Below are 14267 nucleotides of genomic sequence, written 5' to 3' on the forward strand. Positions count from 1 at the left end.
CACGCACCGCAATTCATGCCGCGGACGAATGAATTAATCCCGCTCGGTCTCATCGCGCCGCGAAAGGCGCGAGCACCTCCTTGCAGGCCAGCGAGAGCGATGCCGCCCGGTTGGAAATGCATTGGATGATCCGGCCGCCGCCGGGCGCCACGCCGGCGCAGAGGGTGCGGATGTCGGCGCCGCAAGCCGACCGCACGATGAACAGCTCTTCGCGCGGCAGCAATGGCCGCAGCACGATGGCGGCCGGAGCCGCGGCAGGCGCCGCCTCTGCGGCCGGTGCAGCAGCGGAAGCAGGCGCGGCCGCTCCGCCACCGAAAGCCGCATTCACCGCCTTGGCGCAACCGGCCGACACCTTCGCCGTGTTCTTCTCCAGGCATTCGAGCGCCGGCGTACCGCCGGGCGGCACGCTGGCGCAGACCTTGGGATAATCGCCGCGGCAGGCGCTCTTGATCGCGGAAACCTGCGCGGGGCTCGGCTGCTTTGCTGCTGCTGCCTTCGGCGCCGCCGCCGCTCCCGGCTTGGAAGCTGGCGCGGCAGCCGGCGCCGCTTCCGTTTTGGCCGGTTCAGACTTGGCCGGTTCAGATTTGGCCGGTTCAGATTTGGCGGGCGCTGCTTCGGTCTTCGGCGCGGCGGCCGGTTCGACCGCGCGAACCGCAGCTTGGCAGCCCGACGACAGGCTCGACATGTTCTTGGCGAGGCATTGATACGCCTCCACTCCGCCAGGCGTCACGCTCGAGCAATGCGCCATGAAGTCCGAGCGGCATGCGGACCGGATCGCGCTTTTCTGGGCCTCGGTCTGCGCGAACGCTCCTGTTGCAGTTGCGAAGAGTGCTGTCGTCAGCAACGCCGTGCGCGTCGATGCATGCTTCAACGTTTTGAACATTTGAATGAATTCCTGCCCGATCGGGAACGCCGACCATCCTGAAAAAATATGCAAGCGCAATCGTCGCGAGGGTCATCTCGCGAGCGGCATCTTTGGCCGCTTCGGCCTCTACCGCAAGTCAATTCTGTCGGTGCAATTGGGGCGCGACTACGTCGTCAGTCTCACCATGCGCTTGCCGCGGTTCTCGCCTGCGAGCAATCCAATCAGCGCTTTCGGCGTGGTCTCAAGTCCATCGAGAATGTCCTCCTGCACCTTGAGCTTGCCGGATTTCACCCAAGCCTGGAGATCGGCGAGCGCGCGCTCGCTGTCCTTCATGTAGTCCATCACGATGAAGCCCTGCATGGTCAGCCGCTTCACCACGATCAGGCCGGGCACGCCGCGCGGGCCATGTGCGGCAGGCGCGCCGTCATATTGCGAGATCGCGCCACAACAGGCGATGCGGCCGTAATTGTTCATCTGCGGCAGGCAGGCTTCGAGGATGTCGCCGCCGACATTGTCGAAATAGACGTCGATGCCATCAGGCGCCGCTGCGCGCAGCGCCTTGAACACCGCGCCATCTTTGTAGTCCACGGCGGCATCGAAGCCGAGCTCGGAGGTCAGCCAGCTGCACTTGTCGGCGCCGCCGGCGATGCCGACGACGCGGCATCCCCTGATCTTGGCGATCTGTCCGACGATCGAGCCGACCGAGCCTGCGGCTGCGGAGACCACGACCGTCTCGCCCTCCCTGGGCTTGCCGATCTCAAGCAGGCCGAAATAAGCGGTGAGGCCGGCGATGCCGAACACGCTGAGCAGGTGCGTCATCGGCTCGAGCTTCGGCATCTTGGTCAGATGCTTCGCCGGCACGGCGGCAAATTCCTGCCAGCCGGTGTCGCCGAATACGATGTCGCCGGGTGCAAGCCCCGCTGCCTTCGAGTTGACGACCTCGGCGATGGCGCCGCCGGCCATGACGCTGTTGGCTTCGACGGCGGAACGATAGGTCGCGCCGTGCATCCAGGCGCGGTTGGCCGCGTCGAGCGAGATGTAGCGTACGCGCAGCAAGGCCTCGCCGTCCTTCGGCTCCGGCATCGCGCCCTCGACCATCCTGAAATGTTCGGGACCGAGCTTGCCGCTGGGCTTCTCCACCAGCAGGATCTGGCGATTGATGTTGCCGCTCATGGCGTTTCCCTCTTCATTTGCTTGACGATCATTGATGCAGCCGCCGCAAGGAAAGCGTGCAAGCCGCATGCGTCGTGCGCTGCATGAAGGCTAGATCGCCGCTTTCCATTTCACAACGGGAACATCCCGACAACGCGGCCGCACGCAAGGCGTGTTGCGTCGAGCGCGCCTTCCACAAACAAATGGTTCACCGCGCGACTGCCCACAGGCGAGCGCCTGAACGTGCCGATCTCGCTGCAGTTGGAGGAGGCGTTCAAGGCGATTCCCCGGGCGCGAAGAATTAGCGCTTACTTCCCTTCTCCCCTTGTGGGAGAAGGTGGCGCGAAGCGCCGGATGAGGGGTTGCATCCGCGAGTCCTGTTGCGAGAGGCTCGCGCGCGGAAAGAGACCCCTCACCCGTCTCACCGCTACGCGGTGAGCCACCCTCTCCCACAAGGGGAGAGGGTGCAGTGTGCTTCGCAGCTAATTGTTATCAAACACCCGGTCGAGCGCCGCGCCATACGCCGCCTGCACCAGCTCCGGATGCAGCTTGCCCAGCGCCTCCATCATCACGCCGGAATTGATCTCGAGCACCTTCCATTCGCCGTTCACGCGAACCACGTCGATCGAAGCAAAGACGATGCTGATGGCGCACGCGGCATCGATCGCGAGCTTTGCGCAGGCCGCGCGGACTTCGCCGTCCTCCAGCAACACCGGCTTTGCGCCGGAATCGAGATTGTGCCGCCAATCCGAGCCGCGCTGCTTGCTGTAGACGACGAGCGGCATGTCATCGAGCAGGACCACGCGGACCTCCTCCTCGATCGCGACAAAGGGCGAGATCACGAGCCCCGTACTCATCGAAAAGACCTCGCTGGCCGCCCGGTCGAGCTCCGCCTCCGTCGTCACCTTGAACACCGATCGCCCTGATGTCCCCTCGTTCGGCTTCACCACCACGCCCTGCGGGTTTTGGGCAAGCTGCGCCAGCATTCCCTCGCGCCAATCGGCGCCGGCGACATGCACGCCCAGCTTCGGGTTGAGGAACAGCCGATGCGGAACGCAGGGCACCTCCGCCAGCGTCAGCGCCTCGGCGGTGGCCGATTTGTCATTGGCGAGGCGATGGGCGATGGCGCTGTTGAGGCCGATGTCGTAGCCGAAGGCGAAACGGCGCCGCGGCCCCCGGCGCATTGCGATCAGCCAGCCGTCGGAGCGGACATCGACCGCGATGCCCCGCTCCGCACAATACCGCCTGATCGCCTGAACGAAGATCCGCTCGCCGCTTGCCATGGTGTTTCGTCATTCCTGTTGCCAAAAGCCGCAAAAATGCGGGCATCGGCGCCAAACCGGCTGAAAATCAGAGCTATTCTTAATGAAATTCTTGCGAGCGCGCCGGAAATTAAGTGCTGCAATGAAGGCCGGGAGGGAAAAGATATTATCCTCCGCGCGCGCCAGGCAGCAGATTCCTTAATGATGTGACCAGTTCTGCCGCAAATGCCGGTTTGACCGGCATCAATTGCATCCGAAACGAGGTTGATTATTGGTCTCAATGGCGTAGATCACACACGCGAAATCCTCCGCCATGGCAAATGGTGCCGCCCCGATTTCAGGGCCGGGCAACGCTTTTGCCCTAAAACCGCAGTTATTCGGAATATCGAAAATCATGAGCGCGTTTTACCGAGAGAAGGTTCTTTCCGTCCACCACTGGACCGACACGCTGTTCAGCTTCCGCGCCACCCGCGATACCGGCTTCCGGTTCCAGAACGGCCAGTTCGCCATGATCGGCCTCGAGGTCGATGGCCGGCCGCTGCTGCGGGCCTACAGCATGGCGAGCGCCAACCACGAGGAAGAACTCGAGTTCTTCTCGATCAAGGTGCAGGACGGTCCGTTGACCTCGCGCCTGCAGAAGATCAAGGAAGGCGACACCATCCTGGTCGGCCGCAAGGCGACCGGCACGCTGATCACCGACAACCTGCTTCCCGGCAAGCGGCTGATGCTGCTCTCGACCGGCACCGGCCTTGCGCCCTTCGCCAGCCTGATCAAGGACCCCGAGGTCTACGACCAGTTCGAGTCCATCGTGCTGGTGCATGGCTGCCGTCAGGTCTCCGAGCTCGCCTATGGCGAGAAGCTGGTCGCGACCCTGCGCGAGGATGAGCTGTTCGGCGAGCTGCTCGCGGATAAGCTCGTCTATTATCCGACCGTGACCCGCGAGCCGTTCCGGAATCGCGGCCGCATCACCGACCTCATCAGCTCCGAGCAGATCTTCAACGACATCGGGCAGGGCCCGCTCGACATCGCAACCGACCGCATCATGATGTGCGGCAGCCCGGCGATGCTGGAAGAGCTGAAGCAGATGTTCGAGAGCCGCGACTTCGTCGAAGGAAGCGGCAACAAGCCCGGCCATTTCGTGATCGAGAAGGCCTTCGTCGAGCGCTAAGCACCACGCTCTCGTGTCCCGGACGCAGCGCCCCTTCGCCGTGCGCTGCAGAGCCGGGGTCCATCTCGCCGCATCGTATGCTGTTGCATTCTGGGTCCCGGGTCTGAGCTTGCGCTTGCCCGGGACACTGCATGGCTTGCGCCGCCTCCAGCCTGACCCCATCCGACCCCTCTGCTGCACCGCAAAATCCGTCCATCCGGCTGATTGATTTGTCTCGGCCGAATTCGCTAGCCTGAAACAAGGGCGGCGTCATATCCGTATGACAGGCGCGGGCGTATCGTGACGCCTTCTGCTGGCGAGAGGATCGGAATCGTGGCCGACGACAACAAGACGCATGCATCCCCGAAACGCCTGCCGCTGGCGGAGGAGGGGATCATGGAAACCCTGCTGCTGCCCTTCTCGCCGCGCTTCATCGTGCTGACGATCTGCGCGGTGGTCACCGCGCTCCTGATCGGCATCGGCATCTCCGACGGCAAGATCTTCGACATCCTGCTGATTCCGATCCTGATCTTCGGCGCGCTGACCCTGCTCGGCGTCCGCGATCTCCTGCAGAAGAGCCACGCGGTGCTGCGCAACTACCCGATTTCGGCGCATATCCGCTTCCTGCTCGAAGAGATCCGCCCCGAGATGCGGCAATATTTCTTCGAGAGCGAGAAGGACGGCATGCCGTTCTCGCGCGACACCCGCGCGGTGGTCTATCAGCGCGCCAAGATGGAGCTCGACAAGCGTCCTTTCGGCACCCAGGAGGACGTCTATCGCGAGGGCTATGAGTGGATGCATCACTCGGTCTCGCCGAAGGCGCATGCGACGGAGAAATTCCGCGTCGTGATCGGCGGGCCGGACTGCGCAAAGCCCTATTCGGCCTCGGTGTTCAACATCTCGGCGATGAGTTTTGGCGCGCTCAGCCCCAACGCCGTGCGCGCGCTGAATGCCGGCGCCAAAAAGGGTGGTTTCGCGCACGACACCGGCGAGGGCGGCGTCAGCCCCTATCACCGCGAGATGGGCGGCGACATCATCTGGGAGATCGGCTCGGGCTATTTCGGCTGCCGTCATCTCGACGGCAGCTTCGATCCCGAAGCGTTCGCGCGCGTCGCCGGCGACGACCAGATCAAGATGGTCGAGCTCAAGGTCAGCCAGGGTGCCAAGCCCGGCCATGGCGGCGTGCTGCCGGCGGCCAAGGTCTCCGAGGAGATCTCCAAGATCCGCGGCGTCGCCATGGGCGAGGACTGCATCTCGCCGGCCTCGCACCGCGCCTTCTCGACGCCCGTGGGCATGATGCAGTTCATCGCCGAGATGCGCCGCCTTTCGGGCGGCAAGCCGGCCGGCTTCAAGCTCTGCATCGGCCATCCCTGGGAGTTCCTGGCGATCTGCAAGGCGATGCTTCAGACCGGAATCTATCCTGATTTCATCGTCGTCGACGGCAATGAGGGCGGCACCGGTGCCGCGCCGCTCGAGTTCATGGATCATCTGGGGATGCCGATGCGCGAGGGCGTCAATTTCGTCCACAACGCGCTGGTCGGCATCAATGCGCGCGACCGCATCAAGATCGGCGCCTCCGGCAAGATCGCGACCGCCTTCGACATGGCGCGCGCCATGGCGATCGGCGCCGATTGGTGCAATTCGGCGCGCGGCTTCATGTTCTCGCTCGGCTGCATCCAGTCGTTGAGCTGCCATACCGACCGCTGCCCGACCGGCGTGGCGACGCAGGACCCGACGCGGGCGCGCGCGCTCTATGTGCCGCTCAAGATCGACCGCGTGCACAATTATCACCATGCCACGCTGCACTCGCTGACCGAGCTGATCGCCGCGGCCGGGCTCGAACATCCGCAGCAGCTGCGGCCGATCCATTTCAGCCAACGGACGTCGACGACCCAGGTGAAGTCGTTCGCGCAGCTCTATCCGGCGCTGCGTCCGGGCGAGCTGCTCGAAGGCACGGAAGACCCGCGCTTCCGCGACGCCTGGCAGATGGCGCGCGCCGAGACGTTCCAGCCGGCGTTGTAAGATGCGGGCTGCGGCTGCCGTAGGCCAGGGACCTCAAATTGCCGAGAGCGGAGGGTAGGGTTTAACGGCTGGTTCAACTTTGGGTGTAGATTCGCCCCATGGACGAGCGACGCGACAAGGCCCGACATCGCGTGCTGAAGGCCGGAACGATCGAGTTCGGCGGCGGCGCGATCGACTGCACCGTCCGCAATCTCTCCGATACCGGCGCCGCACTCGACGTCGCCAGCCCCGTCGGCATTCCCGATCATTTCACCCTGTTCGTCCAGGCCGACGGCACGCATCGGACCTGCACGGTGGTCTGGCGCAAGGAAAAGCGGATCGGGGTCAGGTTCGGGTGATGATGTTTCCCTCTCCCCTTGTGGGAGAGGGTGGCTCGCCGCGTAGCGGCGAGACGGGTGAGGGGTTCTATCCGCGAATCCAATTTTCGATTGAATGTGCGGAGACAACCCCTCATCCGGCGCTTCGCGCCACCTTCTCCCACAAGGGGAGAAGGAAAAGCGGGTGCGCCGTCACCTGCTACCCCGTCTCGACCTCAGTCAATCGGCTCGCCAATATCTTGTCGATCCTTCGCCCGTCGAGATCGACCACCTCGATGTGCCAGCCGCCGAAATCGAAGGCATCGCCGACATCGGGCAGCATGTTGAATTGTTGCAGCACGAGGCCTGCGACCGTGTTGTAGCGATGCGGCGGCAGCTCGATGCCGAGCAGCTCGCCGAACTCGTCGACCGGCATCCAGCCGGAGACCAGCAGCGAATCGTCGTCGCGCCTGATGAAGGCCGGCTCGGGCGGTCCCTCCTCGGAATGAAAGGCGCCGACGATCGAGTAGAGGATGTCGGCGGCGGTCACCATGCCCTCGAAGGCGCCGTATTCGTCATAGACGAGCCCGACGTGAACCGGGGCCGCTTTCAGGATGGTCAGCACGTCGCGCGCATCTGCCGACACCGGGATGCCGGGCGCCTCGCGCACGAGCGCGCGCAAGTCCGGGCTGCGTTCGTTCATATAGGCGATCAGCAAATCCTTGGCCTGCAGCACGCCGATCGGCTTGTCGCGGTCGCCGTCAGAGACGGGAAAGCGCGAATGCGGGCTCTTGGCGATGATCTCCCGGATGGCGGCGCGATCGTCGTTCAAATCGATCTCGTCGACCTCGGTGCGCGGCGTCATGACCGCGCCGACCGGCCGGTCGCCCAGCCGCATCACGCCGGCGATCATCTCCTTCTCGCCCGGCTCGAGCACGCCTGCGCTCTCGGCCTCGCTGACGAGGTGATGGATCTCGTCCTCGGAGACTTTCTCCTCGGCCTTGCCGCCGCGGCCGAGCAGGGTGAGGATCAGCTTGCCGGAGACGTCGAGTAGAAAGACGAGCGGCAGCGATATTTTCGCGAGCGCGTGCATCGCCGGCGCGACCCGCACCGCGATGCTTTCAGGATCGCGCAGCGCCACCTGCTTCGGCACCAACTCGCCGACGATCAAGGTGCCGTAGGTGATGAGCGTGACCACGATGCCGACGCCGACGATGTCGGCAATGCCCTTGGACAGGCCGAGCTCGAGCAGCCATTGCGTCAGCCGCTGCCCGAGCGTCGCGCCCGAGAACGCGCCGGAGAGCACACCGACCAGCGTGATGCCGATCTGCACCGTCGAGAGGAACTTGCCGGGATCGGCCGCCAGCGTCAGCGCCCGCTCGGCGCCGCGCACGCCCTTGGCCGCGAGCAGCGACAGCCGCGCTGGGCGCGATGACACCACGGCCAGCTCCGACATGGAGAGCAGGCCGTTGATGACGATCAGGACGACGACGATGGCGAGTTCGAGCGAAAGCATTGACGTTCCGGAGGTAAGCAAGTGTGGCCGGGCTGCCGGCAAGCCACTGATATAGGTATTCAGTGCGGAAGTGCTGGCGATTCTGCTTATTCGTCGCCGAAAGGGAACCCGTGCGCGACGGCGTTCCCAAAGGCGTCCGCGACGACTTGACACCCCGCGGAACTACGGATCGTTGCTTAACGAGCCCTTAGTGGCCGCCCGCTAGCTTTTGCCCTTGCAAGAATAGACCCGGGGACCTGAGGATGCGGATCGGAAAGCTTTTCGCGCTGTCGATGCTGACGGTGACGGTGTTTGCAGTCATCCTCGGCGCCGAGGTGCTAATACCGCAGGCGCGCATCTTCACCGATCGCTCCGATGCGATCAAGACGGTGGAGGCATTTGGCGCGACGCTGCTGGCCAACCAGCACGTCGCCAGCCTTCGCGCTCCCTATATCGGACCGATCTTCCAGGAAGGCGCTGCAACGCAGGCGCAGCTCGAAGTTGCCGCGAAGGCCGCGAAAACGGCCGAGGAGGGCTTCGAGGCCGCGAGGCGCGCCGTCATGGTGCTGGACGGCGGCGGCGCCATCGCCGAGAATCTTGACCGTGCCGCGCGGCGGCTGAAGGAAGTCACCACGGCGGCCGATCGCGCGATGAGCGTTCCGCTGGCGGCGCGCGACGGCGCCGCGACCAAGGGATTCCTCCCCGGCGTTGCCGAGGTCATCGGCCACATCGAACCGGTCATGAACAAGCTCGAGGCGAAGGTCATCAACGCCGATTCCTCGCTTGCGGCGCTGTTGAACCTGGCGCGGACGGCGCAGGATCTGCGCGTTTCGGCCGGCAGCCGCGCGGCCACGCTGTCCCCGGCGCTCACTGCGCGCCGTCCGCTCACCGCGGCCGAACTGTCGCTGATGGATCGCATGCAGGGGCGCGTGGAGGTCGATCGCGAGCGCATCGAGGCCGGTCTCGAACAGCTCGAAAATCCCGTCCGCATCGCCACCGCACTGAAGGCGGCTACGGAATCCTATTTTGGAAAAGCCGCGGTTGCCGTGGACAAGGAGATTCCTGCAGCACGGACTGACGGTAAGTACGCCGGCACCGCCGACGAGCTGGCGAAGATCATCGTGCCGGCCATCCAGATGTTCTACGGCGTGCGCGACGCTGCGCTGGCGGAAGCCGCCGAGCGCGCCTCGGCCGCTCGCGACGGCGCGTTGGCGATGCTCGCGCTCGCCGGCGTCGCCGTGCTGGCCCTGCTCGGCACGCTCGGTGGCGTGACCATCATGCTGCGCAGGCGCGTGGTGACGCCGCTCGGCCGGATCGCCGACGTGATCGGAGCGCTCGCCGCCGGGCAGCACGAGGTCGAGATTCCCGCGACGGGCCGCAGCGACGAGATCGGCCAGGTCGCCGGCTCGCTCCAGCATTTCAAGGATTCGCTGCTCGCCAAGAAGTCCGCCGACGAGGCGGCCGCGATCGAGGCGGAAGCGAAGCTGAAGCGCAGCCAGCGCATGGATCAGATCGCGCGCGAGTTCGAAGCCATGATCGGCGACGTCATCAACACCGTCTCGTCGGCATCCTCGGAGCTGGAAGTCTCCGCGGGAACGCTGACGAGCACGGCCGAGCAATCGGAAAAGGTCACCGCGACCGTTGCCGCCGCATCCGAGCAGGCCTCCACCAACGTGCAGACCGTTGCCGCCGCGGCCGAGGAGATGGCCTCGTCGGTCGACGAGATCAGCCGTCAGGTTCAGGATTCCGCGCGCATCGCCGGCGAGGCCGTGCAGCAGGCCGGGCGGACCAACGAGCATGTCGGCGAGCTCGCCAGGGCTGCGGGGCGGATCGGCGACGTCGTCGAGCTCATCAGTCAGATCGCCGGCCAGACCAACCTTCTGGCGCTCAACGCCACCATCGAGGCGGCGCGCGCCGGCGAGGCCGGTCGCGGCTTCGCGGTCGTCGCGTCCGAGGTCAAGGCGCTGGCCGAGCAGACCGCCAAGGCGACCGGCGAAATCAGCCAGCAGATCTCCGGCATCCAGGCCGCGACGGAGGACTCCGTCGGCGCCATCAAGTCGATCGGCGACACCATCTCCCGCATGTCCGAGATCGCGTCCGCCATCGCCGCGGCGGTCGAGGAGCAGGGCGCGGCGACGCGCGAGATCTCACGCAATGTGCAGCAGGCCGCGCGCGGCACCCAGCAGGTCTCCGCCAGCATCGTCGACGTGCAGCGCGGTGCCAACCAGACCGGATCGGCCTCCTCCAACGTGCTCGCATCGGCGAGATCGCTGTCCGGCGAGAGCAGCCGGCTCAAGGTCGAGGTCGGAAAATTCCTGGACGCGATCCGCGCGGCGTGACGAGCGTCTCTCGCCGCTTGGTGAGGCAATCGCATTGAAGAGCGACGTGCCCGCGGTCCATCCTTCGAGACGCCTGCCTCTGGCGGGCTCCTCAGGATGAGGACGGACTATGCGGCAGCTATTTCCACGGGCGCCGGTGTTGCTTAGCCTCATCCTGAGGAGACCGCGACGCGGTCGTCTCGAAGGACGCGTCGCGCGCACCGAAGTCGCGTCGAGCTCAGAACTCCCCGTGCAGCCGCCCCGAAAACACCGACACCGGTCCGCGGTCGGCATTGTAGGCGGGGTTGACGATGAGCTGGTAGTCGGCGGTGAGGGTGATGTTCTTGTTCACCGCATAGGCGTAATAGGTTTCAAGGATACGTTCCTTGCGGTAGTTCAGCGCGCCGTCGCCGACCAGCACACCGAGGCCGCCGGCGGCGAGGAATTCGCGATAATCCTGCGAGATCGCATTGATCGCGCCGCCGACGCCGATCACGTCGTCGGGTCGGCCCCAAGTCGTGCCTTTGATCGAAACGCCGCCGGACAGGCTGCGATGAATGTCGGTGAAGGCCAGCGTTTCTGTCTTGCCGTCGTTCCAGCTCCAGCGGCCGAACAGGCCGACATCGTCGGTGATCGCCTGCTCGAGGTTGAGCACGTAGCCGTACTTCAGGCGGCCGCGCCGGGTCTGCGCGATGTCGAGATTGAGCGCGGGATTGTCCAGCGTCTCGCGGAAGCTGCCCATGTTGGCGCTATCGAGCCAGCCGATGGTCCTGAGCTTGCCCGGCCGGCCGAACAGCGAGAAGCGCGTCTCGAGCTCGAGCAAATATTGACCGCGCTCCCCGACCCTGGTGTCGAAGTGATTGGCGTTGGACTCGGAGACCATCAGGAAATAGCCGCCGCGTAGCGCCCATTGCTTCTGGTTGAGCTCGGCGGTGACGCCGTAGGTGAGACCGACCTTGTCGGCGGAATAGTCGAAGGCGCCGGGCGCCCAGATCGACCAGTTCATGAAGTCCCGGCGCGTATCCTTGGCGTAGGCATTGCCGTCGAACACGTCGATCACCGGAAACTTGCCGGCCTGAATCGTGAGGCGCGACACGTCGACCTTCTGCCCCAGCTGCAGCTGACCGCTCGCGAGCTCTTCCTGCTCGCCGCCGAAGCCGAAGGTCTGGCGCACGAACAGGCGCGAGGTGTTGTAGTGCGGATAGGGGAAGTTCGACTTCTGCGCTTCGCCGTTCGGGAAGCCGGCCGCACCGACCGTGTCATTCAGCCCAAATCCCTGCAGCAGCTCGGGATTGTAATAGACCTCGCCGCCGTCCCACAGCCGCGCGTTCAGGAACAGGCTGTTGCTCCAGGTCGCTTTGGCCTGCCGCGACGGCGACAGCGAGTTCGGCCCGGTATAGAGCGCGGGAAAGGATGGATAGCCTTGCGGAAGATAAGTGGTCTGGCCGTGAATCTCCCAGCGGTCCGATTCGGTGTCGATCAGTGAGCTCTTCGGATCATAGCTAGGCAGGCCCGGCCAATCGAGCTTGCGGTTGAGGCCGAGCCTGACCTGCTGGAAGTCGAGCGACGAGGACGTGTATTGCGCGCCCGTGGAGAAGGCGACGTTGGCGCCGTCGAAGCGGCTGTAGAGATATTCGAGCCGCGCGCTCCAATGCGGCGCGAAGGCGTATTCGAGGCCGGCGCCTGCGACCCAGCCGGGCCGCGTGTTCAGGATCTTCGGGATTTCGGCGCCGGAGGCCGGCGCGTCGAAATAGCGCTCGCCCATCCAGGCGAAGCCGCCGGTGGCATAGATGAGCCAGGGACCGCTGGTGTAGCCGACGCGGCCGCGCACGCTCGCGGCGTAGTCCCATTGCTGGGTGACGGTGTTGGCGGGCGTTGCCAGGAACGAGACGATCGAGTTCGAGGTGATGTAGTTGGGAAACGTAAAATCGCCTTCGACGCCGACCAGCCAGCCGGAGTTGAGGCGGTAATTGTAGCCCGCCTGCACGCCGCCGATCATGCCGCTGAAGACGCCGCTGTCGCCGAGTGCGGTGCCGTCGTTCAGCGCGAAGCGCGACGAGCCGCGGCTGTAGCCGGCATGCGCGCCGATATAGAGACCGGTCCAGTCATAGACCGCTCTCAAGGCCGGCTCCTTCAGCGGCAGATCGGCCGCGCGGCCGGCGGCCGGAAAAGCCAGCACGCCCGTGGCAATCGCCGCGGCCGTTCGCAAGCACCAGTGTCTGTGACCCCTCAACCTCAAACGCACGCCCCCGCAAACGCGAATGTGTCCCACCCGCCGCGATATCCCTGCCGGGTCGCGGCGATTCTGTCACCAGGCCTCCGCGTTCGAGGCGACCGGCCGGGATGGTCTCGATTCGCCTCGACTTCGTCCCAAGCTCCTGAATCTGCGACAAGCCTTATTGCGAATAATTCGCAATAGCAACTGATCCCCATCGCCATGGAGGAGAGTTCGCACCACTATGTGACGCGGCTGCAACATCGCCCCTCTGCTCAGCAACCTGAACAGCCCGAGCGGAGCCCGGCCGCTTGCGGGAGGACCTGTCAGGGATGGGTGGGCCATGGGGGGCGATGGCCGGTTCCCGGCCCGCGGAAGGACCTAGCAGCCGCGGCAGATGCCCTTGATCTTCTTGTCGAGCAGCGCGTCATCCTTGCTGGACTGACTGCTCGCCGCCGGTTTGCTCATGGCCGGACTATTGCTCCCCGGTGTGATCGCGCCCCAGCGCTCCTGCCAGAGTTTCTCGCCGATCGTGCAGAGAACGCGCGGCTCCTTGTCCGTAGAGGGGGCAGGCGATTGATCTGGCGTTTGGCCCGCCACCTCGAGAGTCAGCTTGGTCCGGATCGCCTCCTTGAAATTTTCGCGATCGGTGACCGGTACGACAAAGGAACCCGGGCCGCCGATCACGCAATCCTCGTAGTACCAATCGATATGGTCGATATGCTGAAAGTCTGTCGGAGCAGCGGGTGTTGCGTTGGTCATGACCGGCAGGCCTGTGATGACGAGGCCTTGCTGCAACGCTTTGTCGCGCGCTGAGGTGACCGGATCGCCATTGCTGTTGGGGCCATCGCCCGAGACGTCGATGATACGGCGCGGACCACTGTAGGGGTTCTGCTCGAATAGCGAGGCGGCGAACTTAATTGCACTTGAAATCGAGGTGCGCGAACCGCGGCGGATCGGTGCATTGGTGATTTCAGTTGCGACCGCCTCAGCCGCTCCCGGCCCGTCGATCTGTCGCCAGGGAACGACAATTTTCTGGTCGCTGGTCGATGACCATTCGAAATAGGTCAGCGCGATCTTGCCGGCAGGACCGGCTCGCACCGCCCGGAGAAACTCCTGCGAGACGATGGCCTTGGCATAGCCTTCGCGTTGGGCTGCAAGGTCATCCGGCTCCATTGAGTAAGAAACGTCGACTGCGATGACGAGCTCGAGGTCTACGGCAGGGCGGCTGTCGCCCTGGGTCGCCGTTAGCGGCTGTGAGGCCGGCTCGGGACATGCCTGTGTCGATGTCAGGATCGCAATCAGGATCGATCCAATTGAGATCTGCCAACTCACGCTCGCCCTCCAGCCGCCCATTCGTATCCTGACACGCGGAACGTGCAATCGGAAGGGTTGTCCGACTCATCATGGGCTGTTCTGGCCGCAACACGAATGACCCCGCCCGGGGGGACGGCCGGGCGGGGTCATTCGTGTTGCGGCCAGAACAGCCCATGAT

General features: G+C 64.9%; 10 protein-coding genes. 4 read left to right on the top strand and 6 right to left on the bottom strand.

From position 1 onward, the window contains the following. Window positions 1–49: 49 nt before the first annotated feature. From I6F37_RS29495 to I6F37_RS29505, 3 genes are all read right to left on the bottom strand, one after another. The gene (locus I6F37_RS29495) at window positions 50–883 is read right to left on the bottom strand and encodes a hypothetical protein (protein ID WP_225153460.1); all 834 of its coding nucleotides are present in this window, start codon (window positions 881–883) and stop codon (window positions 50–52) included. 147 nt (window positions 884–1030) lie between these two features. Further along, a complete protein-coding gene (locus I6F37_RS29500; RefSeq protein ID WP_225153461.1) occupies window positions 1031–2038 on the bottom strand; it encodes an NADP-dependent oxidoreductase in 1008 nt (335 codons plus the stop codon). A gap of 461 nt (window positions 2039–2499) precedes the next feature. Beyond that, complete coding sequence (locus I6F37_RS29505) at window positions 2500–3300, bottom strand: RimK family alpha-L-glutamate ligase (RefSeq protein ID WP_225153463.1); 801 nt, start codon at window positions 3298–3300, stop codon at window positions 2500–2502. A 373-nt stretch (window positions 3301–3673) separates the two neighbouring features. Between I6F37_RS29505 and I6F37_RS29510 the strand changes: the two genes are divergently transcribed. The 3 genes from I6F37_RS29510 to I6F37_RS29520 all read left to right on the top strand — a co-directional run bounded on the left by I6F37_RS29510 (window position 3674) and on the right by I6F37_RS29520 (window position 6786). Then, the gene (locus I6F37_RS29510; RefSeq protein ID WP_036014229.1) at window positions 3674–4447 is read left to right on the top strand and encodes a ferredoxin--NADP reductase; all 774 of its coding nucleotides are present in this window, start codon (window positions 3674–3676) and stop codon (window positions 4445–4447) included. A 375-nt stretch (window positions 4448–4822) separates the two neighbouring features. Next, on the top strand, window positions 4823–6448 hold the full coding sequence (locus I6F37_RS29515) for an FMN-binding glutamate synthase family protein (protein WP_036014247.1): 1626 nt from the start codon (window positions 4823–4825) through the stop codon (window positions 6446–6448). Window positions 6449–6546: 98 nt separating this feature from the next. Then, on the top strand, window positions 6547–6786 hold the full coding sequence (locus I6F37_RS29520) for a PilZ domain-containing protein (RefSeq protein ID WP_036014228.1): 240 nt from the start codon (window positions 6547–6549) through the stop codon (window positions 6784–6786). Between the two features lie 178 nt (window positions 6787–6964). On the opposite strand, the gene I6F37_RS29525 is transcribed toward I6F37_RS29520, so the two are convergent. After that, window positions 6965–8260, bottom strand: coding sequence for a hemolysin family protein (locus I6F37_RS29525; RefSeq protein WP_036014227.1), 1296 nt, complete (start codon window positions 8258–8260; stop codon window positions 6965–6967). 242 nt (window positions 8261–8502) lie between these two features. Between I6F37_RS29525 and I6F37_RS29530 the strand changes: the two genes are divergently transcribed. Further along, entirely contained in the window at window positions 8503–10578 is a 2076-nt protein-coding gene (locus I6F37_RS29530; RefSeq protein WP_036014226.1) for a methyl-accepting chemotaxis protein, read from the top strand. Window positions 10579–10795: 217 nt separating this feature from the next. Here I6F37_RS29530 and I6F37_RS29535 read toward each other — a convergent pair whose 3' ends face one another. Together I6F37_RS29535 and I6F37_RS29540 are read right to left on the bottom strand one after the other, a co-directional pair. After that, window positions 10796–12766, bottom strand: a complete 1971-nt coding sequence (locus tag I6F37_RS29535; protein WP_036014225.1) for a carbohydrate porin — start codon at window positions 12764–12766, stop codon at window positions 10796–10798. A 387-nt stretch (window positions 12767–13153) separates the two neighbouring features. Continuing rightward, window positions 13154–14107, bottom strand: a complete 954-nt coding sequence (locus I6F37_RS29540; RefSeq protein ID WP_225141012.1) for a DUF1194 domain-containing protein — start codon at window positions 14105–14107, stop codon at window positions 13154–13156. Window positions 14108–14267 lie beyond the last annotated feature (160 nt).

Source organism: Bradyrhizobium sp. NBAIM08 (assembly GCF_020193935.1).
In the GTDB taxonomy this organism is placed as follows: domain Bacteria; phylum Pseudomonadota; class Alphaproteobacteria; order Rhizobiales; family Xanthobacteraceae; genus Bradyrhizobium; species Bradyrhizobium yuanmingense.

What these genes read in the sequence shown, in the direction of transcription:
- I6F37_RS29530 (WP_036014226.1), top strand. Translation starts at nt 8,503, where the DNA reads ATGCGGATCGGAAAGCTTTTCGCGCTGTCGATGCTGACGGTGACGGTG.
- I6F37_RS29500 (WP_225153461.1), bottom strand. Translation starts at nt 2,038, where the DNA reads ATGAGCGGCAACATCAATCGCCAGATCCTGCTGGTGGAGAAGCCCAGC.
- I6F37_RS29520 (WP_036014228.1), top strand. Translation starts at nt 6,547, where the DNA reads ATGGACGAGCGACGCGACAAGGCCCGACATCGCGTGCTGAAGGCCGGA.
- I6F37_RS29495 (WP_225153460.1), bottom strand. Translation starts at nt 883, where the DNA reads ATGTTCAAAACGTTGAAGCATGCATCGACGCGCACGGCGTTGCTGACG.
- I6F37_RS29515 (WP_036014247.1), top strand. Translation starts at nt 4,823, where the DNA reads ATGGAAACCCTGCTGCTGCCCTTCTCGCCGCGCTTCATCGTGCTGACG.
- I6F37_RS29525 (WP_036014227.1), bottom strand. Translation starts at nt 8,260, where the DNA reads ATGCTTTCGCTCGAACTCGCCATCGTCGTCGTCCTGATCGTCATCAAC.
- I6F37_RS29510 (WP_036014229.1), top strand. Translation starts at nt 3,674, where the DNA reads ATGAGCGCGTTTTACCGAGAGAAGGTTCTTTCCGTCCACCACTGGACC.
- I6F37_RS29505 (WP_225153463.1), bottom strand. Translation starts at nt 3,300, where the DNA reads ATGGCAAGCGGCGAGCGGATCTTCGTTCAGGCGATCAGGCGGTATTGT.